32 protein-coding genes and 1 pseudogene are annotated in these 26,445 nt (G+C 59.0%); 22 read left to right on the top strand and 11 right to left on the bottom strand.

Annotated elements, in window-relative coordinates:
* Window positions 1–71: 71 nt before the first annotated feature.
* A complete protein-coding gene (locus LIW51_RS25825; protein ID WP_227378324.1) occupies window positions 72–314 on the top strand; it encodes a hypothetical protein in 243 nt (80 codons plus the stop codon).
* 54 nt (window positions 315–368) lie between these two features.
* On the opposite strand, the gene LIW51_RS38750 is transcribed toward LIW51_RS25825, so the two are convergent.
* The 7 genes from LIW51_RS38750 to LIW51_RS25800 all read right to left on the bottom strand — a co-directional run bounded on the left by LIW51_RS38750 (window position 369) and on the right by LIW51_RS25800 (window position 4,450).
* Complete coding sequence (locus tag LIW51_RS38750; protein ID WP_255767591.1) at window positions 369–521, bottom strand: geranylgeranylglyceryl/heptaprenylglyceryl phosphate synthase; 153 nt, start codon at window positions 519–521, stop codon at window positions 369–371.
* A complete protein-coding gene (locus LIW51_RS25820) occupies window positions 473–766 on the bottom strand; it encodes a geranylgeranylglyceryl/heptaprenylglyceryl phosphate synthase (protein ID WP_255767557.1) in 294 nt (97 codons plus the stop codon). The genes LIW51_RS38750 and LIW51_RS25820 overlap by 49 nt, the downstream gene beginning before the upstream one ends.
* Window positions 767–790: 24 nt before the next feature.
* Window positions 791–913 carry a VOC family protein gene (locus LIW51_RS38745; protein ID WP_255767556.1) on the bottom strand — a complete coding sequence of 41 codons (123 nt, stop codon included), beginning with the start codon at window positions 911–913 and terminating at the stop codon, window positions 791–793.
* An 86-nt stretch (window positions 914–999) separates the two neighbouring features.
* Window positions 1,000–2,205 carry a NosD domain-containing protein gene (locus LIW51_RS25815; protein ID WP_227378989.1) on the bottom strand — a complete coding sequence of 402 codons (1,206 nt, stop codon included), beginning with the start codon at window positions 2,203–2,205 and terminating at the stop codon, window positions 1,000–1,002.
* Between the two features lie 480 nt (window positions 2,206–2,685).
* Window positions 2,686–3,072 carry a hypothetical protein gene (locus LIW51_RS25810; protein WP_227378988.1) on the bottom strand — a complete coding sequence of 129 codons (387 nt, stop codon included), beginning with the start codon at window positions 3,070–3,072 and terminating at the stop codon, window positions 2,686–2,688.
* Window positions 3,065–3,844 (bottom strand): DUF7344 domain-containing protein, encoded by a 780-nt coding sequence (locus LIW51_RS25805; RefSeq protein ID WP_227378987.1) that lies wholly within the window; start codon window positions 3,842–3,844, stop codon window positions 3,065–3,067. Before LIW51_RS25805 ends, LIW51_RS25810 begins: the two co-directional genes overlap by 8 nt.
* Window positions 3,845–3,979: 135 nt before the next feature.
* A complete protein-coding gene (locus LIW51_RS25800; protein WP_227378986.1) occupies window positions 3,980–4,450 on the bottom strand; it encodes a phosphopantetheine adenylyltransferase in 471 nt (156 codons plus the stop codon).
* Window positions 4,451–4,691: 241 nt separating this feature from the next.
* On the opposite strand from LIW51_RS25800, the gene LIW51_RS25795 reads away from it, so the two are divergent.
* From LIW51_RS25795 to LIW51_RS25765, 7 genes are read left to right on the top strand one after another with little or no spacing between them, the layout of a single operon-like run.
* Window positions 4,692–5,315, top strand: a complete 624-nt coding sequence (locus LIW51_RS25795) for an HAD family hydrolase (RefSeq protein ID WP_227378985.1) — start codon at window positions 4,692–4,694, stop codon at window positions 5,313–5,315.
* Window positions 5,312–6,214, top strand: coding sequence for an adenosylcobinamide-phosphate synthase CbiB (cbiB, locus tag LIW51_RS25790; RefSeq protein ID WP_227378984.1), 903 nt, complete (start codon window positions 5,312–5,314; stop codon window positions 6,212–6,214). Before LIW51_RS25795 ends, cbiB begins: the two co-directional genes overlap by 4 nt.
* On the top strand, window positions 6,205–6,945 hold the full coding sequence (cobS, locus tag LIW51_RS25785) for an adenosylcobinamide-GDP ribazoletransferase (RefSeq protein ID WP_227378983.1): 741 nt from the start codon (window positions 6,205–6,207) through the stop codon (window positions 6,943–6,945). The genes cbiB and cobS overlap by 10 nt, the downstream gene beginning before the upstream one ends.
* A complete protein-coding gene (locus tag LIW51_RS25780; RefSeq protein ID WP_227379006.1) occupies window positions 6,945–7,490 on the top strand; it encodes an NTP transferase domain-containing protein in 546 nt (181 codons plus the stop codon). The genes cobS and LIW51_RS25780 overlap by 1 nt, the downstream gene beginning before the upstream one ends.
* A complete protein-coding gene (gene cobT / locus LIW51_RS25775; RefSeq protein WP_227378982.1) occupies window positions 7,487–8,488 on the top strand; it encodes a nicotinate mononucleotide-dependent phosphoribosyltransferase CobT in 1,002 nt (333 codons plus the stop codon). Before LIW51_RS25780 ends, cobT begins: the two co-directional genes overlap by 4 nt.
* Complete coding sequence (locus LIW51_RS25770; protein ID WP_227378981.1) at window positions 8,478–9,488, top strand: aminotransferase class I/II-fold pyridoxal phosphate-dependent enzyme; 1,011 nt, start codon at window positions 8,478–8,480, stop codon at window positions 9,486–9,488. The genes cobT and LIW51_RS25770 overlap by 11 nt, the downstream gene beginning before the upstream one ends.
* Window positions 9,448–10,185 carry an adenosylcobinamide amidohydrolase gene (locus LIW51_RS25765; RefSeq protein WP_303659921.1) on the top strand — a complete coding sequence of 246 codons (738 nt, stop codon included), beginning with the start codon at window positions 9,448–9,450 and terminating at the stop codon, window positions 10,183–10,185. The genes LIW51_RS25770 and LIW51_RS25765 overlap by 41 nt, the downstream gene beginning before the upstream one ends.
* Before the next feature lie 16 nt (window positions 10,186–10,201).
* On the opposite strand, the gene LIW51_RS25760 is transcribed toward LIW51_RS25765, so the two are convergent.
* The gene (locus LIW51_RS25760; RefSeq protein WP_227378980.1) at window positions 10,202–11,275 is read right to left on the bottom strand and encodes a PGF-CTERM-anchored ABC transporter substrate-binding protein; all 1,074 of its coding nucleotides are present in this window, start codon (window positions 11,273–11,275) and stop codon (window positions 10,202–10,204) included.
* A gap of 169 nt (window positions 11,276–11,444) precedes the next feature.
* Here LIW51_RS25760 and LIW51_RS25755 point away from each other — a divergent pair, with 169 nt between their 5' ends.
* From LIW51_RS25755 to arsN2, 7 genes are all read left to right on the top strand, one after another.
* Window positions 11,445–12,743: a cobyrinic acid a,c-diamide synthase gene (locus tag LIW51_RS25755; protein ID WP_227378979.1), complete on the top strand. Its 1,299-nt coding sequence runs from the start codon at window positions 11,445–11,447 to the stop codon at window positions 12,741–12,743.
* Between the two features lie 2 nt (window positions 12,744–12,745).
* Window positions 12,746–13,453 carry a cob(I)yrinic acid a,c-diamide adenosyltransferase gene (locus LIW51_RS25750; protein WP_227378978.1) on the top strand — a complete coding sequence of 236 codons (708 nt, stop codon included), beginning with the start codon at window positions 12,746–12,748 and terminating at the stop codon, window positions 13,451–13,453.
* Window positions 13,453–14,955, top strand: a complete 1,503-nt coding sequence (locus LIW51_RS25745; protein WP_227378977.1) for a cobyric acid synthase — start codon at window positions 13,453–13,455, stop codon at window positions 14,953–14,955. Before LIW51_RS25750 ends, LIW51_RS25745 begins: the two co-directional genes overlap by 1 nt.
* A gap of 165 nt (window positions 14,956–15,120) precedes the next feature.
* Window positions 15,121–15,792: a right-handed parallel beta-helix repeat-containing protein gene (locus LIW51_RS25740; RefSeq protein WP_227378976.1), complete on the top strand. Its 672-nt coding sequence runs from the start codon at window positions 15,121–15,123 to the stop codon at window positions 15,790–15,792.
* Between the two features lie 395 nt (window positions 15,793–16,187).
* Window positions 16,188–16,550, top strand: coding sequence for a hypothetical protein (locus LIW51_RS25735; protein ID WP_227378975.1), 363 nt, complete (start codon window positions 16,188–16,190; stop codon window positions 16,548–16,550).
* 4 nt (window positions 16,551–16,554) lie between these two features.
* The gene (locus LIW51_RS25730) at window positions 16,555–17,892 is read left to right on the top strand and encodes an amidohydrolase (RefSeq protein ID WP_227378974.1); all 1,338 of its coding nucleotides are present in this window, start codon (window positions 16,555–16,557) and stop codon (window positions 17,890–17,892) included.
* Window positions 17,889–18,353 (top strand): arsenic resistance N-acetyltransferase ArsN2, encoded by a 465-nt coding sequence (gene arsN2, locus LIW51_RS25725; protein ID WP_227378973.1) that lies wholly within the window; start codon window positions 17,889–17,891, stop codon window positions 18,351–18,353. The genes LIW51_RS25730 and arsN2 overlap by 4 nt, the downstream gene beginning before the upstream one ends.
* Before the next feature lie 215 nt (window positions 18,354–18,568).
* Here arsN2 and LIW51_RS25720 read toward each other — a convergent pair.
* Window positions 18,569–19,591 (bottom strand): annotated as a pseudogene (locus LIW51_RS25720) (threonine ammonia-lyase).
* Window positions 19,592–19,797: 206 nt separating this feature from the next.
* Here LIW51_RS25720 and LIW51_RS25715 point away from each other — a divergent pair.
* Window positions 19,798–20,139: a DUF7853 family protein gene (locus tag LIW51_RS25715; protein WP_227378972.1), complete on the top strand. Its 342-nt coding sequence runs from the start codon at window positions 19,798–19,800 to the stop codon at window positions 20,137–20,139.
* Window positions 20,140–20,262: 123 nt separating this feature from the next.
* Window positions 20,263–20,829 carry a serine O-acetyltransferase EpsC gene (gene epsC, locus LIW51_RS25710; RefSeq protein WP_227378971.1) on the top strand — a complete coding sequence of 189 codons (567 nt, stop codon included), beginning with the start codon at window positions 20,263–20,265 and terminating at the stop codon, window positions 20,827–20,829.
* Between the two features lie 333 nt (window positions 20,830–21,162).
* Here the strand turns inward: epsC and LIW51_RS25705 are convergent, their stop codons facing one another.
* A complete protein-coding gene (locus LIW51_RS25705; RefSeq protein ID WP_227378970.1) occupies window positions 21,163–21,390 on the bottom strand; it encodes a hypothetical protein in 228 nt (75 codons plus the stop codon).
* A gap of 375 nt (window positions 21,391–21,765) precedes the next feature.
* On the opposite strand from LIW51_RS25705, the gene LIW51_RS25700 reads away from it, so the two are divergent.
* From LIW51_RS25700 to LIW51_RS25680, 5 genes are all read left to right on the top strand, one after another.
* A complete protein-coding gene (locus LIW51_RS25700; protein ID WP_227378969.1) occupies window positions 21,766–21,963 on the top strand; it encodes a hypothetical protein in 198 nt (65 codons plus the stop codon).
* A gap of 410 nt (window positions 21,964–22,373) precedes the next feature.
* Window positions 22,374–23,168, top strand: a complete 795-nt coding sequence (locus LIW51_RS25695; protein ID WP_227378968.1) for a helix-turn-helix transcriptional regulator — start codon at window positions 22,374–22,376, stop codon at window positions 23,166–23,168.
* A 342-nt stretch (window positions 23,169–23,510) separates the two neighbouring features.
* Window positions 23,511–24,896, top strand: a complete 1,386-nt coding sequence (locus tag LIW51_RS25690; RefSeq protein ID WP_227378967.1) for a selenium-binding protein SBP56-related protein — start codon at window positions 23,511–23,513, stop codon at window positions 24,894–24,896.
* Window positions 24,897–24,900: 4 nt separating this feature from the next.
* Window positions 24,901–25,260, top strand: coding sequence for a 2Fe-2S iron-sulfur cluster-binding protein (locus LIW51_RS25685; RefSeq protein ID WP_227378966.1), 360 nt, complete (start codon window positions 24,901–24,903; stop codon window positions 25,258–25,260).
* Between the two features lie 89 nt (window positions 25,261–25,349).
* Window positions 25,350–26,114 (top strand): ZIP family metal transporter, encoded by a 765-nt coding sequence (locus LIW51_RS25680; RefSeq protein WP_227378965.1) that lies wholly within the window; start codon window positions 25,350–25,352, stop codon window positions 26,112–26,114.
* Window positions 26,115–26,159: 45 nt separating this feature from the next.
* Here the strand turns inward: LIW51_RS25680 and LIW51_RS40080 are convergent, their stop codons facing one another.
* Entirely contained in the window at window positions 26,160–26,375 is a 216-nt protein-coding gene (locus LIW51_RS40080; RefSeq protein WP_438267436.1) for a HalOD1 output domain-containing protein, read from the bottom strand.
* Between the last annotated feature and the right edge of the window lie 70 nt (window positions 26,376–26,445).

Raw genomic sequence — 26,445 nt, 5'->3', positions numbered from 1 at the left:
GACAGTATTCCTATTTATGTGCACAAAAGTAAAGAGAGAAACTCGCATCGAATGCTCATAAGGTGACCAAAATGGGGCTCCACGCACGGATGGATGCCAAAGCCTCGACTGTTTTTGGCCTCGCAACGCTCGCCGGTGCGGTTGCTGCACTCTCTGAATGGGGCATCATCTCATTTTGCTTCCTCGTCCTCGCCGGTGTGCTTGCGATTTCGCTTAAACCCCACAACGTTCGCGGACTATCAGGATTGGCAGCAAAACTCGGTTATCTCGTACTCGTGTTCTTGTCGATCGTGTTCGCTCCCGTCAACGCCTAACTCGTTTCCTGATTGGAAGTAAATCCATTCCTTCGACTATCTCGCTCGTTCAGACTAGTTTTGGCGAACATCGTGGATTCCGCGAACCGTCTCATGAACCGCTTCAACCCCTTTCTCGTGGAGTATAACTCCAACAATGACCGTGTCCGCGACTGACGCTATCTCGTATGCTGAGTCGTAGTCGTGGATGCCACCACCGTAGACCAGAGTTGCCGAGGACAGAGAATCCTGTGCCGCCGCGACGATAGCAGGATCCTGAGTGCACCGGAGGTTTCGAGATAGACGATCTCCTGGCCGAAGAGATGTTCGGCAACTTCAGCGTAGGTAGCGATGTCTGCTGCATCAAGGTCACAGGTGGCTCGGGTGTATATTGCAATGGCAGACACTGGATTTAGAACGATGTATGTTTCGGGGTAGGTGTGTTCCCAATCAATGGTCTTTGTTGAACGCAACCAACCAGTGTGTGCCCCTATTATCTACGCCGTGTCATCGGCATTCAAGTGCCCACAGACGGGACGAAACTTCTCGAACAGTTCCCGGTAAAAGTCTACCGCTCGCGCCATGTCCTCGACGCCGACGTAGACCGAGCTTATCTCCATTCTGAACGCACCTCTCGATGTACCATCGTTGATACCAGTTCCTCGGTTTGCGAGGACTCCTCATAAAAACCCGTCTCGCGGTGAAACTATTCCGTCGGTCGTGTCTCTTCCGCACCCAACGACGTGGATTTGCTAACGGGGCGTGGAGGTGCCTCCGGATTCGGCATCGTCGGCTGGTCGTTCGGTGCCGGCTGGTCGCGCCAATTCCCGCCAGGGAAGGCACCGCTGTTTGCGCGACGCTCCTGTTTCGTGAACACGGCGGTGACCCGGTGATCTCCGCTGGTCGAGTTGGACTCGATAGCCGGCGGAAGACTTGTCGAAAACTGATTGCGCTTGAACCGGTTGCCTTGCCCTGCGGGCGTACCGAGCGCGAGATCCGCAGTTCCCGAACTCTGGATTCGATTCTCGCGAACGACGTTTTCGGACGGCGGTACGACGTGGTACTGTGCGACGATGCCGAAGTTCTCGTGATTGCGAACGGTGTTGTCTGTGATCTGGTTGTTCTTTCCGCCCCAGGCGAGGATGCCGGTACCGAACGTCGGATATGTAAGCGGCTTGCTCGGGGCAGCGACGTTGTCGTTATCGTGAACTAGGTTCCGTACAATCCGGGTCGACCGCTGTGGCGGGTCGATCGTATCAAGCGTATTCGGAACGATACCCGCCATGTTGTGTCGCCATACCGAATTTTTGATCGTTAGATCGCCGCCCGCACTCGTCCCTGAATATCCCATGGCATTGCGCTCGGCGATGACGTCGGCGATAACCGCGTGAAACGGGTTGTTCCGGCCGAGGTAGAACCCGGCGTCGGGATGACCCGAGGCGTAACTGTATTCGAACCGACCGTCGCGGGATCGATAGGCATAGATCCCGTAGTTGCCGTTGTTGTAGGCCGTCAGGTAGCTTCCTCGGAATCCCCGAACGGCCGTCCAGTAGAAGGCGGTGTCCGTGCAGTGTCGCACCGTCATGTTTTCAATGGCGACCCTGTTGGCCTCAACGTGCATTCCGTACGGTCGTTCGAACGCACCGTCTACCACGACCGCGTTGCGGTCAGTTCCGCGCACCGTAATTCCCGGCGTCCAAATCTCGACTTCTTCCTCGTACGTTCCCGGACTCACGAGGATGAGATCCCCTTCGTCGGCGTTGTTGATCCCGTCTTGGATCGTCGGATAGACCTCCGGAACCCGGATCGTGTCGAAGGCATCGGGAGCGTTGTGTGCCGCAGACGTCACTGTGATTCCAGTACTACCCATGACGCCCACTGTCCGGAGGACGCTTCTTCGAGTTCGTTTCATTTCACCCACCTACCTTCAATGTACGCGAAACGGTTGTTTTGCTCTTCGGGGCGCCGTTATTGCCGAGGCGAACTGCCGGCGGGAATCGTGAACGCCGCCCGTGGTGGTGTCTCGCTGTATTCGAGCCAATCCGCTCGAGATTCTGCTTCGTGAGAGGGTCGTCGACGCTCTGCGCCATGACCTCGATACAGCGATCGACCGTAAAAAACGAGCAGGATAGTGACTTCTTCCCTACCTTACTCGATCACGCATCAACGGTTGCCAGCGATCGGGCACCATTTACAAGCGACCCGTCCGTTAGACACCAGTTACTTGTCGATCTTGTGAGACTTCGCGGTAGTTGAGGGAAACGTTTTCCTGGCCTTTTCTTCGTCCTGGTCGAGCTCGCGCAGGATCACATTTGCTTACGCACACCGATCGGTGATTGAGCGACTGGCGACGTTCGCAGGAGAACCCACGCGCCATTACCAGCCGCTTTCCTCAGTCGTCGTGCCAGTGGTTATCAGCGCCGTTCGAGTCCGTGTCACCGGCATTGCGGTCGTCTACCGGTGGCGAACCTGCGCCGTGGCGCGTGATCGCATAGAAGAGCAAGCCGAGTCCCACCGCCAGCAAGATACCTTCACCGGATTGGAGAAGCAGCCGTTGGCTCGCATTCAAGTGGTAGTCGCTCCGGATACCAAGTCGATACACGGGGCTGATGAGCCCGCCGAGAACGATAAATGCAAATCCGATAGCGGAATATCGATACGATGGCTCTCGTGGGTTCTGATAATACGCAAAGAAACTCAACGCCATTAGGAGACAGCCGGTGAGAAATAACAGTGCGTTAGCCAAAATGAACGCCCACAACTCCGGCGGTCTAGTCATGATGCGACTCGCTCCAGAAGTTTGGCCACTCGATAGGGTCTCCCGAACTCTTGTTCGCTTGTCTGTAAGAGGTTAGTAGTCCCCCGAAGAAGCCGTCCAGCTTACTGACGAGACGGTTGTCCGGTTTGTGGAGAAGTGTGAATAGCTCCTCCAGCTCAGGATGCTCTATGTATGCCACATGATCCGTTTCGGCGTCGTAGTCGATGATACCGGCCGTAGCGAGCCTTGGGAGGTGATCGTGAGAGAGTGAGACCATGATATCATCGAGTACCGCTTGACTCGGCGCTGTCTCGCCCGTCTCCTGCCGGGCAAGTTCTTGAAGGAGTGCTGTCCGCGATAGTGGCGTTGGGTCGTCTCGAAGGATCGCGAGGAGGAGACGTCGGCGCTTGTTCGACAGTACAGACAATACTTCGTCCAGCTCCGTACTCTCTACTGTGAGGAGCCGGTGAAACAGCGGGTCTGTGAGTGCCACGTGATCTGTTGTGGAGACGGTTCCTTCCTCTCTCTTCCAGTTAACGAGGCCACTGTCTTCTAGCAGCGGAAGGTGGAAATGGCGGAGATCAATACGGATATCTCTCGCTTCTTCGTTCGAGACGTCTGCGACCGAGAGTTCCTGCTCGATCGCCGCAAGGGTGAGCGAAAGCTCGTGTTCGGATATCACCGTGGTTCGGTCACGAAGGATTCTGAGGATCGCCCGCCGTCGGCTTGTTCCCAGGACGGTAAATAGCGGATTCTGTGTCTCGCTCCGTGGTGTGCGCTTCCGTTTTCTCATTCGTTGTCTCTGCTTTCTCGTGTTCCTATAGGTGCACGGGCTAATCACTTAGCGCTAGCACACTCGACCCTCGTCTCATCGTCGAGAGAATAGCCGTTACGGTACCGGGATGGAAGTAAGTGATTTAGTGTCCAGTTACTCGAGAAGGGTGCCGTGTTCGTCGATCTCTCCGTTCACGATACGTGTCGACGAGATTGGCTCACCATCTTCGGCATGCGCGTACGGAACCACGATGGGTGTGAGCGGATTCATCCCGTGGTTTGTCCGCTGGTGGTTGATTGCGGCGACCTCTTCGTCGGTTTCAGGTGAGACGACCAGCGCATCCAGTGACGGATCGTCGTCCGCGAAGCCGTGCTCATCGGTGAATTTTCGAATCTCAACTGCTCGATCCCACTCGTCGAGCGCATCGAGCGTCGCTTTCACTTGCCGCTTGCGCTCCTCATACGGAGGAATCGGACGGGGATCAGGCCGTCGCGTCTCTGTGGCGAACTCGTCACTACTGAGTCCAACGACCACACCCTCATCGCCACGCTCGAGTGCCGCTTGGAACAACGCCCGATGGCCATCGTGCAGTGGGCCGAACGTCCCAGCGACAGCAATTCGCATACCAGATTTCCGGCGGCGAGACTTATAGACCTACGCCAAGCGACGGAGAACCCACTCGCGAATCGGCGACGGTCAAGCGAGACGGGTGGTGAACCACTGCCCGGCGCGATCGGCAATCCCTTCGAGTTCGCGGGGGGTTTTTCGAAGAGATGTCCGGCACCTCCACTGGCGGTCACGAGTGAGCCTTTCAAAATGAGGAGTTCCTCACAATTCAAATAGGCAGCCTTCATATTGACTGTGCGTGGTAGTTTCGTTCGACCTCTTCGGAACACTCGTCGAAGTCGATCCTCCAGACGACCCTGCACGAGCCATTGCAGCAGCACTCACCGAACGAGGCGTCTCCGTTCCTTCGGATTGGGAGTGCGTCTATACGACACACCATATCGAAACCCCTCCAGGTGCGGAGCTCTCGCTCGTCGAGCACGTCGCGGCGGGACTCGAATCCCGTGACAGGAAAATTTCGAGTGCGGTCGTTCGCGCGGCGCTACTTGACGCTTTCAAACCAACCGTTCGCACACGAACGGGGGCTCGAACTGCCGTTGCCACCGCCGCCAGCTACGGATCAGTTGGAATTCTCTCGAACTGTAGCGTTCCGGGGTTGGTACAACAAACTCTCGCTAGTTCTGCGCTTAACTCCGATACCTTCGACGCAGTCGTCAGTAGCGTTGACTGCGGGTGGCGGAAACCGGACGAACGCGCGTTCCGTGAAATCGCTAGCCACCTCGGCGTTCCACTCTCCGAACTCATACACGTCGGCGACGACCCAGAAACGGACGGTGGGGCAACCAATGCAGGAGCCAGTGTCATTCTCCTCGACGATGTTCCACTAAGTGACGTTCTGACGGAAATGGAGTGGTCGAAATGACCCTCTATGGTGTCCTCGCGGTCGCCATCGCAGTTCTGTTGGATTGGCGATTCGCGGAACCACCGACGCGATTGCATCCCGTGGTCTGGTTCGGGAACGCGGTCGCCGCGGCCGACCGCGAATGGTCGACTCCCCGAGAGACCGGCGTGCTAATCGCGGTGGGGTTTCCCGTGATAGTCGCTGTCGTTGTCGGTATCCTCGTTCAGTTCACCCTTGCAGCACATCCCATCCTCGCCGCAATTCTCGCAGGCATCGTTCTGTTTACAATGACGAGCATGCGAATGCTCCTCGAAACTGCGTTCGAGGTGACCGAACTGACCGAGACGAACGTCGAGACCGCCCGGCGGGAGGTTCGGGCGCTCGCGGGACGCGACGCGTCGACCCTCTCGCCGGGACAGGTTCGGAGCGCGGTCGCCGAAAGCCTGTCCGAGAATTTGGCCGACGGCCTCGTTGCACCGCTGATAGCGTTCGGCGTCTGTGCCGCATTCTCTCTTCCGCTGGCTGCCGCCGCCGCGACGTGGGTGAAGGCGGTCAACACGCTGGACTCCATGCTCGGCTACCGTTCGAAACCCGTCGGTTGGGCGAGTGCTCGGCTCGACGATATAGTCATGTGGATTCCGGCCCGAATCAGCGCCGTGTTGATAGCAGTCGCCGATACCGCCGGTGATGCTCTTTGGATGGCTCGTTCTTGGGCACACGAGCCACCGTCGCCGAACTCGGGGTGGCCGATGGCGACCCTCGCCGCGGTGCTCGACACTCGTTTCGAGAAGCCGGGAGTCTATACGCTCAATCCGAACGCATCGCTTCCAACTGTTGCGAACGTGGAAGCCGGGGTGCGCGTCGTTCGGCGAGCGAGCATCCTCGCGTACATCATGACGGGGGTGTTCGCGTGGTTGTAGCGGCGCTTCGCGGTGCGCTCGGTTTTCTAAGTCGACTTCCGGTCGGACACGACCAGGGTGCATGGGATGCGTTCCGGCGTACGGCGGCGGCGTTTCCGCTGGCGGGATACGTTATCGGTGCACTGCTCGCCATTCCGCTAGTTCTCCCGTTCCCCGCGTCCGTTGACGCCGCGCTGTTTCTCGTAACCGTGTACGGAGTCACCGGAATTAATCACATCGACGGGCTCGCCGACCTCGGCGATGCAGCCGTGGTGCACGACCCGGAGAACCGCCGCGCCGTGATGAAAGACACGGAGGTCGGCGTCGGTGCCCTTCTCGCCGTCACCCTCGTCATTGCCGGACTCGGTCTCGCCGCGGTCGGCTTAGTCACACTCCCGCTCGAAACTGTCATCGCCATCGTGGTCGGTGCGGAGGTCAGCGCGAAACTCGGAATGGCAGGACTGGCAGCCTTCGGAACGGCGGCACACGAAGGACTGGGCTCGCAGCTCGTCGACCAGACGCGTCGAGGGTTCGCGGTCGCGGTCGTCGTTTCGATTCCGGCAGCGGCTCTCTCGTGGCCCGTGCCGGTCGGAATCGGAACGATGGGTGCCGGTTTGCTCACCACCGCGATAGTCGGTTGGTGGGCACGGTCGTGGCTCGGCGGGATCAGCGGCGATGTGTTCGGGGCCGCCAACGAACTTTCCCGAGTGGTCGCGCTTCACGTGGGGGTGGTCGTGTGGACGCTCTTCTGATGTGCGGCGGCAAAGGAACGCGGCTCGACACCCCCGTCGAGAAACCGATGTTCGAAATCGACGGCGTCCCGATGGTGGAGCGTGTCAGCACCGCCGTGGCCGACAGTCGAATCGATGGCGTTCACGCCGTCGTCTCTCCGCACACGCCCGAAACGCGACATCATCTCGACGCCCTTTCGATACCGATCGTCGACGCACCGGGGGACGGCTACGTGGAAGACCTTTCGTACGCGCTCGACCGCGTCGAACCGCCCGTTCTCACCGTCGTTTCCGACCTCCCGTTCCTCGACGGAGCCTGTCTCGATCGAGTTCTTGCCGCCCACGACCGCGGTTCGCTCACGGTCTGCGTGCCCGCCGCGCTCAAGCGGCAGTTAGGGACGAGTACCGACATGACGTTCGAGCACGAGGGCAGGGAACTCGCCCCGACCGGAATCAACGTCGTGGATGACGGTGACGCCGAAACCACCTACGTTACTTACGATGCGCGACTCGCCATCAATGTGAACCGACAGACCGACGTCACCGTGGCGGAGGCGTTCCTATGAGGTTCGTCCTCGTCGCGGGAACGACACGGACTGCCGAAATCGATGGCATCAGCGCCGCCGGCGCGGCCCCAGATCTGATGGCGCACACGCCGAGCGCGGACGCCGAAATCGTCGAGTACGGACGACCGATTCGGGCACCTATCGTTCCGGTGAGCCCGAGTGGCTGCCCGACACCTGCCGTCATCACGCGGGCCATCCGAGAACGATGTAACTTCGAGACGACGGTTATCGACGCTGGGTTGGTGCGACCCACAGGTGCACCGACGGTCTCGGTCGGCGCACGGCAAGGCGAGGATATTCGTGAGACGGAGCCGGTTCCCGTCGCGCACGAGGTGTACGAGGCCGGACGGCAGTTTGGCGCGGCGCTTCCCGACCAGACGATCATGGTCGGCGAAACGATTCCAGGCGGGACGACGACTGCACTGGGCGTCCTTACCGCGCTAGGAGAAGATATCGGCGTTTCGTCGTCGCTTCCGGAAAATCCGCTCAACCTCAAACGACAGGTCGTCGAAGCGGCGTTGGCCTCGAGCGAACTCGACAGCGGTGGAGCGGCTGGTGAACCGATTCATGCGGTGAGAAGCACAGGCGACCCCGTCCTCGCCGCGGTTGCGGGACTTACCGCCGGTGCCCTCGACTCTGGGACGGACGTAACCCTCGCAGGGGGAACGCAGATGCTCGCGGCGGCAGCGCTCGTTCGACACGCCGGAATCGACGCGCCACTCGGGCTGGCGACGACGTCGTTCGTCGCCGACGACGAAACGGTCGCACTCGACCGCGCATGCGACGTTCTCGACCTCGACCTTGAAATCACGAATCCAAGATTCTGTGAGGGCGACCACGTCTCGATGCAGCGGTACGTCGAAGGTGAAGGAAAAGAAGGCGTCGGCATGGGCGGCGCGCTCGCACTTGCGCGGCGAGCGGGCATCGGAATGGATTCGGTACGGGACGGCGTTATCGAAGCATACAACCGACTCGGCGGTGACACCCATGAACCCTGATTCCATTACTAGCGTCGGACGCGTTCCGCACGGAAGCTCCGACGATCCGACCCTGCTCGATTTCAGCGCCAACATCAACCCGCGGATTCCGTCCGGCGTGAAGGAGGTGTATCATGACGCGTTAGAGCAGTCCGGAACGTATCCACCGGACGATTACCCAGACTACCGTCGTGCGGCGGCGGACTACGTTGGCTGTGCGCCCGATGAAGTGACTCCGACGCCCGGCGGACTCGCGGCGATTCGGTTGACTATCGAACTTACAGTTTCCGCAGGTGACTCAGTACTCGTTCCATTTCCCAGTTTTGGCGAGTACGTTCGTGAGGTGCGCCTTCAGGGTGCAACCCCGAAGTTCGTTCCGTACGACAGCGTTTTTGCGACGAATCCGGCCGACCACGCGCTCGTCATCGTCTGCAATCCGAACAACCCAACCGGTGACGCCTGCGACGCCGACGAACTGCGTCGCTACGCCTCCCAGTGTCGGGATGCCGGAACGCCGCTGCTCGTCGATGAGGCATTCCTCGGCTTTACCGAACAGGAGTCGATGGCAGGGCATCCGGGCGTTATCGTCGCTCGCTCCTTGACGAAGTTGTTCGGACTGCCCGGTCTTCGCGCCGGATTCGCGGTGGCGACGGGGACGGTCGGTGACCGCCTCGAAATCGCCCGCCGAGCATGGACGCTCGGCACCCCCGCTGCCACGGTCGGGGCGTACAGTATGGGGTGTGCCGAATTTATCGCCGAGACCCGAAGGCGTGTTCGAGAAGAGCGCACCCGAATGCGAGATGCACTCGTCGGTCGGTTCGATGTCCATCGATCGAACGCACCGTTCCTCCTGCTGGACGTCGGTGACCGTGACCCCCACGCAATCGTTCGGACGGCTCGTGAGCGCGATGTCGCCATCCGCGATGCGACGACGTTCCGTGGCCTCGACTCGCACGTTCGGGTAGCAGTGCGGTTGCCCGATGAGAACGACCGAATGTTGGACATTCTTAGCGATGTTTGATGTGGCTATCCGCGACGACGTCCTCCAACTCGTCCGTCCCGGGACGACCTGGCTCAGCAGCGGCTGGAACGGCGGGCTGCTCGACGCGGACGCCGCCTACAACATCTCGGTTCCCGAGGGGTTCCAGCGGACTGATTTGGACGCCTACATCGACGAACGGCGAGCGAGCGCCGGATTCGACCGAACCGGCCCGGCACTCCTCACGGGCGTCGATCTCCAACACGCTCGCGGCGCACGGTGCGGTTCGGTCGAGGCGGTCGTTACCGCCGGCATCTCGAATCCAGCGGCGCTTCCCATGAACACCGACGCAACCGCTTCGCTCGGCGACGCGACTGAAGAGGAAGCAGAGCCGGGAACTGTGAACGTTATCGTCGGAACCACGCGTTCGCTCGACGACGGGAGCCTCGCCACTCTACTGTCGGTCGCCGTCGAGGCGAAGGCTACGACACTTCTCGCTGAGACGGGATTCCCCGGAACCACTACTGACGCGGTTATTGCAGCGTGTGATCCGAACGCGGACGAAGCGACCTTCGCTGGGAGCGGTACACCTATCGGTGCGGCGGCGCGGGTCTGCGTTCGTGACGCCGTCCGAGCGAGCCTTCGCTCGCGCTACGAGACGCGAGCACTTCCGTCCTCCGTCGAAGATGCAAAATATGGTGTTACGACCGACGCACAGGCCGAGACGTTCGAACTCTGAGAGTTACCGGTTGCAGTCAGTCGATCCAGCGCCACCGGCCGACCAACAGCAGCGTACCGAACATCGCCACGACGGCGCTTGTCACGCCGAATCCCGGTTGGCCCTGCGATCCCGTCGTCGTTTCCTCGCTTCTGACGGAGGTTGTCGTCGTTTCGTTTGTCGTCTTAGTTGTAGATGCATTCGCTGCCGCATACGCGTTCGGATGGAATTGCTTCGTGAGGTTCGTCACAGCGTAGACCACTCGCGGTGCGGGCTGATTCAGGTGCTCGATGGGAATCACGACGGTCTTGTTATTCCGAACGGCGGTGAGATTTTCGTATCCCGCACCATCCGGAACGGCGGGGTCGTTGTCGTTCAGGACGATCCACTCGGGGTTCTGTTTGACGACCACTTCCTTGCTGATCTGTTTGTACCCGGAGATTCCAGCCTCGGCAGCGACGTTGTTTCCGCCCGCGGTTCGAATGATTTCGTCGATGAACGTTCCCTTGCCGGCGGTGTACCCGTAGAAAAGGTACAACACGTCCGGACGCTCTTCTCCCTTGACGGCCTGTCGAACGGTACGAATGCGATCTTTCATCCACAAAACGGTTTCCTGCGCGCCATCACATGCACCAACGAGGCGACCAGTGACAGTGGTGTCCCGGTAGACGTCCTCGATAGAGGTCGCACTTCGATAGTAGTACACCGTCAGTCCGGCGTCACGAAGTTTCTCGACGGTCTGTTTCGGGACGGAATTCGGTGCGAGGACGAGATCCGGTTTGAGCGACACGACTTTCTCGATGTTAACGAACGCCTGGCCGGAACCGGACACGTTGGCCTTCTCGTCCGCTCCCTTCAGGTAACTCGCGTACTGCGTCATGCCGACGACTTTCTTCTTGGCACCGATTTCCCACATTATCTGTGCTGCGCTCGGTGAGAGCGTTACGACGCGCTCCGGTTCCTTGTCGAGCGATACCGTCGTTCCGGTCGCGTCTACCTTTGATACCGGAAACGAACAGCTCGCTTTTTGCGGCGCCGTCGCCGTCGCCGACGGTGGAACGGTGACAGTTGCCAAGAACAAGAGGCTGATAAGTATCGTGCTCGTTCGCATACGAGCGCTGTACAGAGGTATACAATAAATATTTACCTAATGCAAATAGAGTTGTATACGATGAACTGTCGTATCGGTTTGAACGAAGGGTGGCACCGTCCCACCTCGACGAAAGGGAAGTACGAGTCGCCCCTTCGGATAAGAAAGCGAAACTCATGGTAGTTCGAAGATGAAGGGGTTTGTCATCGCTGGAACGGCTTCGGGCGTCGGTAAGACCGTCGCGACGCTTGCTGTGATCGAGGCACTGCAAGAGACGGGACGGACTGTTCAGCCCGCGAAGGCGGGGCCGGACTTCATCGACCCGAGTCACCACGCCACCGTCGCGGGCCGTCCGTCGCGCACGCTCGACGTTTGGCTCGAAGGGGAGGACGGAGTTCGGCGAAACTATCATTCCGGGGACGGTGACGTGTGCGTTGTCGAAGGCATGATGGGACTGTACGACGGAGATCAATCGAGTACCGCGCAAGTTGCCGACGTCCTCGACCTTCCAGTGATTCTCGTCGTCGACGCGAGTGCAGGGATGGAGAGCGTCGCCGCGACGGCGCTCGGATTTCAGAAATACGCCGGACGTGCGGGACGGGACATCAATGTTATGGGCATACTCGCACAACGCGCCCACGGTGGGCGGCACGAGCGAGGTATCCGCGACGCGCTCCCCGACGAGTTGGAGTATTTCGGGCGGATTCCGCCGATAGCGGGTCTCGAAATACCCGACCGCCACCTCGGATTACATATGGGCGACGAGCAACCGGTGGACGCGGATGCACTCGACGAGGTCACGGATTCTATTCACGTGAGCCGACTGACGGATATCGCTCGCGAGCCACCGCGCCCGCCGACCCGCGACCTGACCCCGACTCGTAATCGTCGCATCGCGGTCGCCTGGGACGATGCATTCCGATTCGTGTACCCTGCCGTCGCGGAACGACTTCGCGCTCAGACGGAGGTCGTGACGTTCGCGCCGACGGCCGGCGATGATCTTCCCGACTGCGACGGCGTCTACCTTCCCGGCGGCTATCCGGAACTCCACGCGGAACGGCTCGCCGACAGTCCATCGCTTTCGACCCTTGCCGAACGAGCGACCGGCGGAGCGCCGATTCTCGGCGAGTGCGGCGGATTGATGGCGTTGGCCGAATCGCTCACCACCGCAGCCGGCCAGACGTACCCGATGGCGGGCGTGCTTCCTGCCGACGTTCGAATGTACGAGCGGTATCAAGCACTCGACCACGTCGAACTGCGCGCTCGCTCGAATACGCTGACTGCCGGTGATGGGGAGACGCTTCGGGGGCACGAATTTCACTATTCGAGCGCGGACGTCGCGTCCGACGCAACGTTCGCCTTCGACGTGATACGTGGAACCGGAATCGACGGGGAGCACGACGGACTGACCGAGTTCGAGACGGTCGGCACGTACTGTCACGTCCACGCCGAGAGCGGTGCATTCGACGCCTTCATCGACACACTGTAACCATGACCGAGAACGATACCAATACCACCGAGACGAACCGCGACGAGCAACTACAACGGACGCCCGGAAAAGGGCGGACACCGACGGTCCGGCCCATCGAGCCCGACGCTCCCGACGAGTTCGGGCTCGTCCAACTCTGGTGGGGCGACGGCAAGGGAAAGACCACTGCCGCACTGGGAATGGGCTTTCGCGCGGCGGGGCACGGCTATCGCGTCCACATGCTCCAGTTCATGAAGGGTGGGGCGTCGAGTGTCGAGGATGTCCGTGGCGAATACAATGCCATCGACTACTTCCCCGGATTCACATACGAGAATACGGGGAACTACGGATGGCATGGGTTCCTCGACGGGTCGGACGACGACGAACACGTCGCCAAGGCGAAAGCCGGGTTTGCCCGGGCCGAAGAACTCGTCCGCGCTGCAGGGGAAGCGAACCTCCATGAATCGCTTCCGCTCGACGGCTCACCCGAAGCGGGCGTCCATATGTTGATTCTGGACGAAATACTCTACGCGGTGAACCGGGAGCTGATCGATCCGGAATCGGTTGTCGAACTCGTCGATTCGAAGCCCGATAGCTTGGAATTGGTTCTCACGGGCGGGCACCGAAGACCGGAGTATCTCCTCGACCACGCGAACCTCATCACTAACGTCCAAAAGGAGAAACATCCCATCGATGACGGGCAACGTGCTCGCAAAGGAACCGAGTACTGATGACGAAAACGGTGCTCGTCGCCGGGACGGAAAGCCACGTTGGGAAGAGCACCGTCGCTGCGGGACTGTGTCGGCTCCTCGCCCGACGCGGCGTGTCGGTCGCACCGTTCAAAGCCCAAAACATGAGTAACAATGCTCGGGTGGCCGTCGATCCCAACGGAGAGTGGGGCGAAATCGGCATCTCGCAGTACGTCCAGGCACGGGCTGCTCGGATTCCGGCGACGACGGATATGAACCCGGTTCTTCTGAAACCACGTGGAGACGGCGAGAGCCAGCTCGTCCTTCACGGTAGGGCCGTCGAAAACGTCGCTGCCGGATCGTACTACGAGTCGCAGTGGGAGCGGGCGAGACGTGCGGCGATTGAATCCTACGAGCGACTGGCGAATCACTACGACGTCATCGTTGCGGAAGGAGCGGGTAGCATCGCCGAAATCAACCTTCGCCACAGAGATCTTGCGAACCTGGAAATGGCACGGTTTGCGGACGCGTCGATTCTCCTGCTCGTGAACATCGAACGTGGAGGTGCCTTTGCCAGCCTGTACGGCACGTTGGAACTCGTGCCGGACGACGTCCGTGACCGTATTCGAGGGGCGATCATCACGAAATTTCGCGGGGACGAGACGCTCTTAGCGTCCGGTATCGAAGCGATCGAAGACCGAACGGGCGTCCCTATTCTCGGCGTCCTTCCGTACGACGATCCCGGTCTTCCAGCGGAGGACAGCGTCTCGTTACCACAGATGGGAGACACGGCCATTCTCGGCGACGACGATACCGTCCCCGATCGTCGATCCATAACGATCGGTGTTCCACGATTACCCCGGATATCGAATTTTACCGATCTCGAACCGCTAGCGAACGAACCCGGTGTCCGCGTTGCGTACCTCCCACTCAAGTCCGACCTCGATTGGGTCGACGCGGTCGTGCTTCCCGGGTCTAAGAACACGGTCGATGATTTGCTCGCCCTGCGGAACGCCGGATTCGACACGCGACTGACCGACTTTTCCGGCCCCATCGTCGGACTTTGTGGCGGTTTCCAGATGCTCGGTGAACGGATCACGAACGCGTCGATCGAAAGCACTGCCGACCACGATGTCGTGGCCGGTATCGGGTTGCTCCCCGTTGAAACCCGTTTCTTGGCCGAGAAACGCGTCGAGCGAGTCACTCGGACGCTTGACCCAGGCGAGGTGTTGTCCGGTGCACGTGGCGTAGTTCACGGGTATGAGATCCACATGGGTCAGACAACGCCGACGCAACCAATTGAAAGACCAATCGGTGAGGGAAGTGCCGCGGTGAATCGTGTTCTCGGGACGTATCTCCACGGTCTCTTCGAAAACAAAAACGTTCGAACCGCGTTCACGGAGGCCGTGTTCCGGTCTGCTGGAAAATCGTATCCCAAGGAGACGGTATCGCGGTCACCCTACGACGGTGCCGCTAATCTGCTCGCAAAGAACATCCCAGATATATGTACATATCTCGATCTCCAGAGGAATAGTCGAAACTGAACAGTTTCGCAACCGATAACCTCCAGAACGAGGCACGTCGGCACCCGATTACCGAAAACAAGGGTTTTCTCGGGTCCAAAGACTACTTTCACTCAGAACCAAGGGAAAGCGGAAGTCACTCAGTGGCCATACAATTTTTCTCCTGTTCCTTCGCATTCGTCACCGATGGATCCTACCCGTCCCCGTCAATCCTTCAAACGATGGATGGTTGTCTTCCTGGGGCTTGGATTGCTCCTTGCAGCAACCAGTCTTCTCATTCACCATCCGTCCACCGGTGGCCTTACACAGGCGGATCCCCGCCCGGTGTCGCACTGTACCGTCATCTCACACGAGGGGACGTATAAATTGACGCAGGATATTCAGGGCAGGAAACTGGCGGATAGTTGCATTAAGGTCAATGAAAGCCACGTCACGCTTCAGGGACGGGGCCATACGCTTCGCGGGAATGGCGCGACAGATTCCACTGCGATTTACGTCTCACAGCCCCGAGGCGTGACCGACGTAACAGTTCGGTCAGTCAAAACGACGGGCTGGAATCGAGGTGTTCACGTCGCTAACGGCTCCGATATCACATTCCAGAATATCGATGCGTGGGAGAACGCAGAGGGGGTTACGGTGTGGAATAGCACCGACGTCATCATTACGGACGTACGGCTGACGCAGAATCTGTTTGGCCTCGTGGTTGATCGACCGAGTCACCATCTCACCCTCTCGTCAGCACACGTCGAACGCAACGTTGCTAGCAACATCAGTTGGAGTGACGACCGATCCAGGTCGAACACATCGACAGCGACAACGAAAATCGATGAGCCGGTTGTTCGCCGAGCGAATCGATGATATATCACTTTACGGTTCTCCGAGTGCGAATCAAATACTTCGTCTGCCATCGTTGCACGGCAATTACTACTATGGCTGCGAGGTTCGTGACTCCTATCGACAGGTCGTACCGCTCGTGGTTAATCGAGTGAAACGTCCATTCCTATCACCAGAGCCGAAGGCGTACTTCCTCGGATCGAGTTGCAGAGAATAAACGCTGGTTTCCACTGCAACACAGTCAGTGAATACCAATTTCAGTTTTCGATAGATAGTGATTGCTATGGTCTGTTTCATCGGTTAATTCTCCTAGTATGGAAATATAATCTGAGACAGAATGGGCATTTAATATCGTGGTATCAGATATCACATCGTAGCAGCACGACCAACAGTGACCATTACCTCCCACAGACCAACCCATGAGCGAAACAGAATCCGTACGGGATTCGGAAGACTATCTTGGCGCGTTATACTTGCCGCGCGCCACGCGCGAGGGAGCGTTAGCGGGGCTGTTCGCCGGCGCGAGCGTGACGGTGCTGTTCACCTTCTTCGTCGCATCGCCACTCCAACTCCACGCTGGACTCTGGGGTCTCCTCGCAACCACGGCCGTCTTTATTCCCGTGAGCCTCGTCACCGAAGTCGACGATATCGACTTCGCACGCGAGCTCATCCGCCTCTCTCGGCCCGAATCCGTTCGCTCTGCACGCGAACCACCCTCGGGCGTGGTTACGGACGGTGGGACGAATCCGGACACATCCAGCGACGAAGGCGACCAACGGTGATTCCATGACGACCGACACCCCCATCCGCGACCGTTTATCCGAACTCCGACGGGAGTTCCACCGCTACCCCGAACCGGCGTGGCGCGAGTTTTATACGACCTGCCGACTCGTCGAGGAGATCGAAGCCATCGGCGTCGACCGACTCTACCTCGGCCGAGCAGCGATGAATCCGACCGAGCGGCTGGCCGTCCCCTCTCCCGGTGATATTGCGACGTGGCGTGACCGGGCCCGCGAGGACGGTTCCCGGGATGATCTCCTTGACGCCCTCGGCGATTGCACCGGTGCAATCGCAGTCCTCGACCGTGGCGACGAACCAACACTCGCCCTACGCGTCGACATCGATGGTCTCCTTCGCGATGAATCGACCGACGAGGTCCATCGCCCCGCAGCCGAGGGATTTCACTCCCGACGCGATGGCGTGATGCACGCCTGCGGGCACGACGCGCACATGACCATCGGCCTCGGCGTGCTCGAAGCCGTGGCGGAGAGTGATTTCTCCGGAACGTTCAAGGTCTTCTTCCAGCCAGCGGAGGAGAAGGCAGGCGGCGGCCGACCGATGGCGAAAAGCGAGCACATCGCCGACGTTGACTATCTGTTCGCCGTCCATATCGGTCTCGATCATCCAACCGGCGAGGTGGTCGCTGGAATGATCGAACCGCTCGCGGTTAGCAACCTCGGCGTCACGTTCCGGGGGGAGTCGAGCCACGCCGGCCTCGCACCGAACGAGGGCCGAAACGCAATGCAGGCCCTCGGCACTGCGATTCAGAACGTCTACGCGATTCCTCGACACGCCGACGGGACGACTCGGGTCAACCTCGGCCGAGTCGAGGGTGGCACGGCGTCGAACGTGACAGCAGAGTATATCGAGGCGGAAGCCGAAGTTCGCGGCGAGACGACCGCCCTGATGGAGTATATGAAAACGGAGTTCGAGAAGACCGTCCGCGCTGCCGCGGACATGCATCGCTGTGACGCCGACGTGACCGTCGAGGGGCAGGCGCCGCGCGCCGATAGCGATCCCGTGCTGGCCGCTTTCGTCGGCGAGGCTGCACGATCCCACCCGGCTGTCGACCGTGTCATCGACGATACATCGTTCGGTGCTAGTGAGGATGGAACCTACTTGATGCGCGCCGTCCAGGAGCACGGCGGACTGGCAACGTACGCTATCGTCGGTACCGATCATCCGACCGGCCATCACACGGCGACGTTCGACATCGACGAAGCGACGCTTCCGATCGCAGTCGAGGTGCTGACCGACGCAATCCTCACTACGGCCGCTCGTGACCCGCTCGATGGAATCAGCGGTGACTCACGTACGGCCACGGAGGAGGTAGATTCGACATGACTGCGTCCCCGGACGTCAACCTTCGACCGGCTCGACCAGCGGATTTACCGTACATCGAAGCGCATCTCGAACAAAACGGCCTTCCCACCGCCGACATCGGCGACCATCGCGAAGCCCTGTACCTGTGTTACGCCGGCGACGAGTGCGTAGGGGTCGGCGGTTTCGAACGGCACGATTGCGCCGCACTCCTTCGTTCCGTCGTGATCGACTCGGCTGTCCAAGGCCAAGGGTACGGTCGCGCGCTCTGTGAACGCCTCCTCGACCGCGGCCGGAAGGCGGGCGTTAGACAGGTATTTCTCCTCACGACTACGGCTGCCGTCTTCTTCCGGCGACTGGGATTCGAGGAAATCGACCGCAAAGGTATCCCCACCGCGATCCAGGAGACGAGCCAGTTCACGGATCTCTGCCCGTCATCTGCGGTCTGTATGTCCAAGACGCTCTCCGCCAGCGAATGCAGTTAAACCCCAGTAACGCCGTTCTGATGCAGTACACCAGTAATACAGGGTTCGGTTTGCCTTTCGTCGAAGGTAGTGAGCCCCAACGATGAAGTCCGCGAGTTTACCTACTCCGGCGTACCGTGAGTGCGATATTCCGGTCTCGAACGCAGCGTCGGCAGCGGTCAAGAAATCGGTCGCCGGGCGTCTCGGATTCGTCTCGCAACGTTAACGACCAACCATCATTGCTTGGTGAGAATCTCTCGAAGTTTGGCTGTGGAGAGGTTACTCCCCGATATCGGCAGTACGACGGTCTTTCCTTCGAGTTCGTCGCCCAGTTTGAGTGCCGCCGCGATACTGGTGGCCGCTGCTCCCTCGGCCAAAATCGCGTCGTCAGTGAGTAACCGTCGGATAGCCGTCCATAACTCATCGTCCTCGACGAGTACCATCTCCGTGAGATGCTCCTGCATGATCTCCAACGGAAGTGCGAACGGCGTTCGTGTCTTGATTCCCTCCGCGAACGTATCGGCGTGGTCTTGGAGTTCGATCACCCCATCGTTCCACGCGCGGTAGACGGCATCAGCGCCCGCTGCTTGCACGCCGATAACGGTGGCACCAAGGAGTTTACCGACAGTGAGTGCGTATGCTGCGGCACTGCTTCCTCCTCCGACAGGGTTTATGAGGACGTCCACCTCGGGGCAGTCTTCCATCACTTCGAGGCCAGCACTGGCGCGTCCGGCGATCAGGTGGGTTTCGTTCCCACCGTGGACGTATCGTTAGCCTTCCGCTGCCGCCATCTGCTCGGCGTACTCGCGAGCTTCGTCGACGTCTCGGCCGTGCGCGATGACGGTCGCTCCGAGCCGTTTCATGCTGTTGATTTTGGTTGGATTCTCCAGTGTCTCGGGGACAACGATTACTGCCGGGATATCAAACTCGCGTGCAGCGGTCGCCATTCCTTGGCCGTGATTCCCCATACTAGATGTGATAAGCCCTTTTTGGCGAAACTCCTGATCGAGATCGGCGACGAGGTTGTAGAAACCACGAATCTTAAACGACCTCGTCGGGAGTGTATCTTCCCGCTTGAGGTAGACATCGGCGTTAAGGTCGGCCGAGAGGCTCTCACTGCGCACCAGTGGCGTCCGCGGAAGATACTGCTGGACGATGTTCCGCGCCTCGTAGATATCCCGGGTTGTCGGTGGTGTGAGGTCGTGATAGGGAAAGATCGTCGTCTCGTCGGAGGACTCGATCGGATTGTATGATGGCATCTCGTACCGATATTGCCCCTATTCGTGTTAAGTGTTCACGGTAGCCATTCGACACCTACGGCGTGCCCAGGTCACCCTTGATCACTTCCGCAGTTCTTCTTGCGATGGCTCACTGTCTGTTCACCGAGACGCTGTGTCATCTGCTACCGTTGGACGAAGAACTATAGCTGGGTAGCACCTACGCGCAACTACACCACAGAATCGCCATGGCTGCCCGTTCAACGTCATCTCAATCGATACCACTGCCGCTACCGCCGGCTGAACACTGGACACTCCATCACGTGCTCCTCCACCGAATCGAGCAAGAACGAACTGCGGAAGAGACATCGACAGTCGAACCACCGCCACTCGAAATTTTCCATGCATTCGAGAGACTCGATGCTGGTAATACGCAGTTCACCATCGCCCAATTCAAGGCGATTCAAGAGGTGCTTGCTGAGTACCATCACGCAACTACGTGGTGGGAGGTTGAACGCGCTCGGATCGAACGACTCCTCCATCGCGTCGCGACGATCCTTGAAGCGAACCAACCACCACAGACAGGGTAAACTCCCCGACCGATTCGGTCGTACACGCTTTTTCAATAAGGGAATGTTGTCCACGATAACGGACATCCAAGGACATGAGCGCGGAGGTCTTTTTATGCCAGACGACCAATCGCATATTGAGCGATGATTGACCAACTCACGGAGGATATTCAAACTGCGCTCGAAAAGGATCCCGCTGCGCGCCATCCGCTCGAGGTCGTCCTCTGTTATCCAGGGCTGCACGCGATTTGGCTCCATCGCGTTGCTCATGCGGTGTGGTTGCGGGATTACTACATTCTCGCTCGCTTACTCTCACAGTTCGCCCGGTTCCTGACGGGAATTGAAATTCATCCGGGTGCGACGATCGGTCAGCGGTTCTTCATCGATCACGGGGCCGGTGTGGTAATCGGCGAAACCACAGAGATCGGCGACGACGTTATGCTCTATCACGGGGTGACCCTCGGCGGAGATTCGATGAAGCGCGAAAAGCGTCATCCGACGATTCGAGACGGCGTTACGATCGGGGCGGGAGCAACTCTACTCGGCCCAATTACGGTTGGAACGGAGGCGAAAATCGGCGCAGGGTCCGTCGTCCTCGATTCGATTCCACCGCACTGTACCGCGATCGGGAATCCAGCAGAACTCGTGGGTGAGTGCACACAGACGGTGAGCGAGTGGGAGACGCAACTCGGCGATGTGGACGAATCGTAGTCGCGATTCTTCTGATAGATTGAAACTTTGACAAGGTAGAAGAACTGTGGGCATATTTATGGGGAGTAGATTAGTTCGCTCTTCGATCTACTACTCTATTTCACTGATGAACAATCTACTCGATTGGTTTTTCGAGACTGTTTGATGATTTGCCCTAAGATCGACCTCATTAATCGGCGTAATCGCGGCCGTATATGTCTGAATCTCGTTTTTCCCTCACCTTTGCTCTCAGGCGGCCCCCGTAATACCCATACGAATCGTACAGCCACTAGATTCCAATCGGACTCGCTGGGCCGAACCTCGCATCGTTGATCTCTTGTCTTATAGTCGCGGCTACGGGAGACGAAGTTCACCGTGCACGTCGTAGAGATACCCCTTGTTCAGAAGCTCGTCGAGGGTGGTGCGAGCGAATTCTGCATCGAAATCAATCTGATGAAGATGAGACCGTGCCTCTTCACGAGAGAGGTGGTCGTCGGTCTCTTCGATAACTGGGGCGAGTTCGTCGAGCGCCTCGCGTGCAGAGGGACTGAGCGGCGTTCGTGAGTTGTCGTTTCCTTCCATTTTGATCACTCATACGGTCTTCAGGAACTTGACTTCTGAGGCGGTGATAGTTAATACGCAAGTAAGCTTCGCGTCCGCGTATCCTCCTTCCGACGGTCAAGAACGACATATAATACCCCCCCGCAACACGGCGAGTACTCCCGCCAGTGACCACCGGCTTTCACCACATCCTCGACATCCAGCACCTGCGACCGAACCGCACTACACTTCGACGATTGGGTCGAACTCGCAGTGGCACGTTGGAATTTTCATCTGTCAGAACGTAGCGACCACTGCGTATTCCCACAGTAGTCTGTGGGGTGCACACGAGGCGGACAATGTTTAATCGACGTCCTACTGGAACACGCTTATTGAACTAGGACGCTTCTAAGAGGTATGGCACGAGTCGTCTACGACGGGCCAGACGGAATCAATGAACAGAATGTAGACGCAGATAGTATCTCTGATTCCGGTAAGGTTGAGGGAATCAGAGTCAACCTCAAAGAAGAAGGTTTTCTTCATATTCCGTATACTCGTCTCTATTGGATCCACATGAGCGAAGACGAAGGGAAAATAGACTATTCACAACCGTGACATCGGTTGGGTCACTCGTATTGTTTCCAGTCTATCAGGAATTCACTCATGAACTCCTTGACGATCGCACTCTCCCCCTGTGGAGGATTTTACTCGCCGTCTCTTTGTTGACGCATAGTGCTTCCGCTAGATTATCTCTCACGTGATTCCGAACGACGTTCTCATCGTAACAATCATCGGATATACACTCGCGTTTCGCCGCACTGAATCACCGCGTGCTGTCGAGTATCACGTCAAGTACATCGCCAAGTTCGCGCATCCGTCCGGTGTCGACGAGATAACCGTTTTTAGACTACTATCGGGGGCGCTATCGATACCACGAATTATACGAGAACAAGGGTACGATTCGCTGGAGCCGGTCACCCCCGTCTTGCCCCATACAAATTTAGCGTCGAGTGCGTACTAGTACCATGAACACAGCACTCGACGAGATCGAATTTCTGGCTCGTTCGCCCAACCGCATCAGAGTGCTCGACGCGCTGACAGCGGAACCGATCGAACGCTACGATATAGAAGATGCGACCGGCGTTTCGAGGGCTACCCTCGGTCGTATCCTCGACGACTTCGAAGAGCGAGGGTGGGTTACGCGAGAGGGCCGGCAGTACGAGACGACACACGTCGGTAACTACGTCGCTCGGGAGTTCACGGGACTCGTCGAGCGGTTCGAGCCCGTTCCCGCACTCAACCAAGTGGGTCAATGGTTTCCACAGGAGGGGTTCGGATTCGACCTCGGATGTCTCACCGGGGTGGAGATAATCCGTTCTAGCAAGAGCGACGCGCTTGCGCCGACGACTCACATTGCCAAACGACTCCGGACTGCCGACCGCGCTCGAGTTATCACGTATTCCGTACTTCCTGACGTCATGGAAGTCTGCTGGCGTGGAACCGTCAACGGAAGCCTCGAATTCGAAAGCGTCCTTGACCGGGGAGCGCTCGGTAGCTTCGGAACAGACCCAGAACTGGTAAATCAGGCACAGGAGATGTTCGAGTCCGGGCAGGCCGAGGTCTTCTGGTACGAAGGCACCATCCCATCCACCGTGTTTATCATCGACGACGTGGTGTTGCTGTGCCTGTCCGGCGGCGAGGGGGCTCCGCATGCCGTAATTGAGACCGACAATGAGACGGTTCGGTCGTGGGCCGAATCCACCATCGATACTTACTGTCGCGAAGGAGAGCGACTTGACCCAGCACAGTTCACGGGATGAGAGCCGCCTACAGTAGAGTAGTTTTCACCACATACATATCCTGTGTTTGGTAGATCTATCTATTCGGAATCCATTACGGCAACGAACCGCGAAACGGTAGTAGAAGCGACGCAGTGCTCGTTCGACGACGGTTCGGCGTGCCCGAAGTCGTCACCAACGGATTCATACTGTGTGCGACTCTCACACCCTGAGAAATTCCCACGGCGAGTTTATATCGAATTCCCACTCGTATCGCTACTCGCAGCACCACCGCAATGGTAGCAACAAACGATGGAGCCTCACGGGTTTGCTCAAGCGACTCATACCCATGGTGCGGGCTCCACACGTGGAGAGACAGAACCCATGGCAACAGACCAACACCACCACGATCACGACCACGGAGTCGAGGGGCCGGGCTATACGACGCCCCAGGCCGCCATCGAACGATCCCAACCTGAAGACATCGCCTACGTAATCGGGCTGTACGTCGGCACCGACGTCGACGCCCCCGACTTCATCGCGGTCGTCGACCTCGACCCGGACTCGGAAACCTACCAAGAGATCATCGAGCGCACTGAGATGCCGACCCGGGGCGATGAACTCCACCACTTCGGTTGGAACGCCTGCTCGTCGTCGTGTCACATCGACGGTCTGGAGCGCCAGCATCTCGTGATTCCGGGGAACCGATCCGGGCGCATCCATATCGTGGACACCGAAAACCGACGGCATCCCGAGCTGGAAACAGTCATCGAACCCGACGAAGTTCACGAATACGACCTTTCAGGCCCGCACACGACCCACTGCATCCCCGACGGAAAGATTATGATCAGTATGCTCGGGAACGCCAAGGGGGAACTTCCTGGCGGCTTTCTCGAACTCAACGATGACTTCGAGATCGACGGACGCTGGGAACTCCCAGGTGAAATCAACTTCAACTACGACTTCTGGTATCAGCCACGCCACAACGTGATGGTTTCCTCGGAATGGGCCGCACCCGTGACTTACCAGCCGGGGCTCGACATGGCAGACGTCGAAGCCGGGAAATACGGGAGTCGACTCCACTTCTGGAACTGGGAGGAGAGAACGGTCGAGCAGACAATCGATCTCGGCGAGGAGGGTCTCGTCCCGCTCGAAGTCCGGTTCCTGCATAGCCCGGAGTCCGTCCACGGTTACGTCAACGCCGCACTCTCCTCGAACATCTTCCACTTTTGGAAGGACGAGGGTGAGTACCGCACGGAGAAGGTGATCGACTTCGAGGGCCGCGAACATCCCGCCTTTGAACCCTTGGGGATGCCCGCCCCGGCAACGCCCACGGACATACTGATCTCGATGGACGACCGTTACCTGTTCGGGAGCAATTGGCTTCACGGTGAGGTGTGGATGTACGACATCAGCGTCCCGGCGACTCCACGGAAGACCGACTCCATCTCTATCGGTGGATACTTCGGCGACATCCGGACCGTTCAGGGACGTAAGCTGGTTGCGGGCCCACAGATGCTCCAGCTCTCGCTCGACGGTGAGCGCCTCTACTGGACGACATCGCTCTACTCGACGTGGGACAACCAGTTCTTCCCCGAGGAGGCCGAAAAGGGATCGGTAATGCTCAAAGCCAACGTGAATCCACGGAAGGGGACGCTCGACCTCGACGAGGAGTTTCTCGTGGACTTTGGCGACCTGTCCGCGGGTCCGGCACGCGCCCACGAGATTCGGTGGCCCGACGGCGACTGCACCAGCGATGTTTGGCAGTGAAACGATGGGCACGGATGGGGATAGTTCCGCCGCGCATGACCGGCCCGCGGCCCACGAACTCACGCTGATGTGGCGAGACGATCAGGAGGAAACGATTCCCGTTGGCGTACGCGAGACGGTGCTTGACGCGGCTGAGCGAGCGGGCGTGAGCCTGCCCTTCGGCTGTCGCACTGGGGCGTGTACGACCTGCACCGGGCGGGTACTCGACGGGTGCGTCGAGCATCCTCGTCCGCCGCGAGGACTGAAAGCGCGCCATCTCGACAGCGGGTACGCGTTGCTGTGTATCGCCGAGCTACAGACCGACTGTCACATCGAAGTCGGCGTCGACGTGCAGGCGGATCTGATATCGTATCCACGAAAATGACCGAATCGGCGCTACAGCTGAGAGCAGTCCCGAATGACGCTGGGAGGGGGTGCCGACACGCCCAGGACGGGGGAACGGCGCGAAGGAGCGTGCGCCGTCTGCTCGTTTGCTTTGGCGTCGGTGTAGCAGGGCTCGTCGGCCTGTCGGCTATCGCGTGTGCGCACGAGTTTGCGCACGGCGCTGGTCGTGGCGGCGCTGGTGCGACGTTCGTAGTCGTGCTCGGGCTGCCGGTTCTTGTCGGTTTCGTCGGTGGGATAGCGACCGTTCGATGCCGGAGCCGCCGTAGCTCGAAGACAATCCATCGAGAATCGAGCATTACCATCGGTCTATTGCTCGTCGGGCTAGGAGTGGCGAGCCTCTTCCCGGCAGTGACGGGGCACCTCTGGCTATCAGTCGCTGGCGGAACCATCGGGGCGGTCATCACCCTGTTGGTCGCCGACAGGTGGACGCCTTCGGGATTTGGCTGTCGGCACCACTCGGAACTCACGCTCGGAGTTATCGTCACACACCGGCTGCTTGAAGGTGTCGTCTTGGGGACTCTCTACAGTGCCGGTGCGGCGGTCGGTCTGCTGGGCACGGTCGTCCTCGCCGGTCATACGGCGCTCGAAACGGCCGCGGTCGGAGGGCTGTACGCCACCACCCCGCGTCGAACCCTGGCGGTCAGCGCTGTCGTCTTCGTTCAGATTAGCTACGTCATCGGGGCCGCCGCAGGGCTTAGCATCGCGGACTTGGTGCCTGTGTCAGTTCGAACCCTCGCGCTCGCGGTCGTGGGCGGGGCGCTCCTAGTCGTTGGCGCGGGTGAGACGGAACGCTCGATCGTCGCGGGTGACTCGACGCTCAGCGAAAATACCTGAGACACGAACTGTCACCGTGTACTTCTAGCAGGTCAAATATCGGTCTTACTCTCTGTCGTCGCTAACATGAGCGTATAGTCCATCGTTTTCCCAAACCGTAACTATCACCTCTTCGATCTCGATCGCGACAGCAGTGATTGCCTCTGGGTTATGAGCAAACAGAGAATTGAACGCATCAGGCTCGATATAGTCGTACAGTGTGAAGTTTCCCGAGTTGGTATCGGATGCCCTCGTAGTCCGCCAACATGTCGAACACGACATCACACGCTTGGGGCTCACCCCCATCGCGTCGCGTTTCCACTTCATGTCTGGTCGCTAATCTCATGCTCTT

Source organism: Haladaptatus halobius (genome assembly GCF_020618475.1).
In the GTDB taxonomy this organism is placed as follows: Archaea; Halobacteriota; Halobacteria; order Halobacteriales; family Haladaptataceae; genus Haladaptatus; species Haladaptatus halobius.
The sequence above is the reverse complement of the archived record's forward strand: the minus strand, read 5'-3'. Positions and strand labels throughout refer to the sequence as shown.

Excerpts from the sequence above, each read along its gene's own strand:
- LIW51_RS25685 (WP_227378966.1), top strand. The coding sequence starts at position 24,901 with ATGGGCACGGATGGGGATAGTTCCGCCGCGCATGACCGGCCCGCGGCC.
- LIW51_RS25805 (WP_227378987.1), bottom strand. The coding sequence starts at position 3,844 with ATGAGAAAACGGAAGCGCACACCACGGAGCGAGACACAGAATCCGCTA.
- LIW51_RS25800 (WP_227378986.1), bottom strand. The coding sequence starts at position 4,450 with ATGCGAATTGCTGTCGCTGGGACGTTCGGCCCACTGCACGATGGCCAT.
- LIW51_RS25770 (WP_227378981.1), top strand. The coding sequence starts at position 8,478 with ATGAACCCTGATTCCATTACTAGCGTCGGACGCGTTCCGCACGGAAGC.
- LIW51_RS25735 (WP_227378975.1), top strand. The coding sequence starts at position 16,188 with ATGAGCGAAACAGAATCCGTACGGGATTCGGAAGACTATCTTGGCGCG.
- LIW51_RS25695 (WP_227378968.1), top strand. The coding sequence starts at position 22,374 with ATGAACACAGCACTCGACGAGATCGAATTTCTGGCTCGTTCGCCCAAC.
- epsC (WP_227378971.1), top strand. The coding sequence starts at position 20,263 with ATGATTGACCAACTCACGGAGGATATTCAAACTGCGCTCGAAAAGGAT.
- LIW51_RS25815 (WP_227378989.1), bottom strand. The coding sequence starts at position 2,205 with ATGAAACGAACTCGAAGAAGCGTCCTCCGGACAGTGGGCGTCATGGGT.
- LIW51_RS25765 (WP_303659921.1), top strand. The coding sequence starts at position 9,448 with ATGAGAACGACCGAATGTTGGACATTCTTAGCGATGTTTGATGTGGCT.
- LIW51_RS25810 (WP_227378988.1), bottom strand. The coding sequence starts at position 3,072 with ATGACTAGACCGCCGGAGTTGTGGGCGTTCATTTTGGCTAACGCACTG.
- LIW51_RS25755 (WP_227378979.1), top strand. The coding sequence starts at position 11,445 with ATGAAGGGGTTTGTCATCGCTGGAACGGCTTCGGGCGTCGGTAAGACC.
- LIW51_RS25825 (WP_227378324.1), top strand. The coding sequence starts at position 72 with ATGGGGCTCCACGCACGGATGGATGCCAAAGCCTCGACTGTTTTTGGC.
- LIW51_RS25690 (WP_227378967.1), top strand. The coding sequence starts at position 23,511 with ATGGCAACAGACCAACACCACCACGATCACGACCACGGAGTCGAGGGG.
- LIW51_RS40080 (WP_438267436.1), bottom strand. The coding sequence starts at position 26,375 with ATGTCGTGTTCGACATGTTGGCGGACTACGAGGGCATCCGATACCAAC.
- cobT (WP_227378982.1), top strand. The coding sequence starts at position 7,487 with ATGAGGTTCGTCCTCGTCGCGGGAACGACACGGACTGCCGAAATCGAT.
- LIW51_RS25780 (WP_227379006.1), top strand. The coding sequence starts at position 6,945 with ATGTGCGGCGGCAAAGGAACGCGGCTCGACACCCCCGTCGAGAAACCG.
- LIW51_RS38745 (WP_255767556.1), bottom strand. The coding sequence starts at position 913 with ATGGAGATAAGCTCGGTCTACGTCGGCGTCGAGGACATGGCGCGAGCG.
- LIW51_RS25730 (WP_227378974.1), top strand. The coding sequence starts at position 16,555 with ATGACGACCGACACCCCCATCCGCGACCGTTTATCCGAACTCCGACGG.
- LIW51_RS25705 (WP_227378970.1), bottom strand. The coding sequence starts at position 21,390 with ATGGAAGGAAACGACAACTCACGAACGCCGCTCAGTCCCTCTGCACGC.
- LIW51_RS25745 (WP_227378977.1), top strand. The coding sequence starts at position 13,453 with ATGACGAAAACGGTGCTCGTCGCCGGGACGGAAAGCCACGTTGGGAAG.
- LIW51_RS25760 (WP_227378980.1), bottom strand. The coding sequence starts at position 11,275 with ATGCGAACGAGCACGATACTTATCAGCCTCTTGTTCTTGGCAACTGTC.
- LIW51_RS25750 (WP_227378978.1), top strand. The coding sequence starts at position 12,746 with ATGACCGAGAACGATACCAATACCACCGAGACGAACCGCGACGAGCAA.
- LIW51_RS25740 (WP_227378976.1), top strand. The coding sequence starts at position 15,121 with ATGGATCCTACCCGTCCCCGTCAATCCTTCAAACGATGGATGGTTGTC.
- LIW51_RS25715 (WP_227378972.1), top strand. The coding sequence starts at position 19,798 with ATGGCTGCCCGTTCAACGTCATCTCAATCGATACCACTGCCGCTACCG.
- arsN2 (WP_227378973.1), top strand. The coding sequence starts at position 17,889 with ATGACTGCGTCCCCGGACGTCAACCTTCGACCGGCTCGACCAGCGGAT.
- LIW51_RS25700 (WP_227378969.1), top strand. The coding sequence starts at position 21,766 with ATGGCACGAGTCGTCTACGACGGGCCAGACGGAATCAATGAACAGAAT.
- cbiB (WP_227378984.1), top strand. The coding sequence starts at position 5,312 with ATGACCCTCTATGGTGTCCTCGCGGTCGCCATCGCAGTTCTGTTGGAT.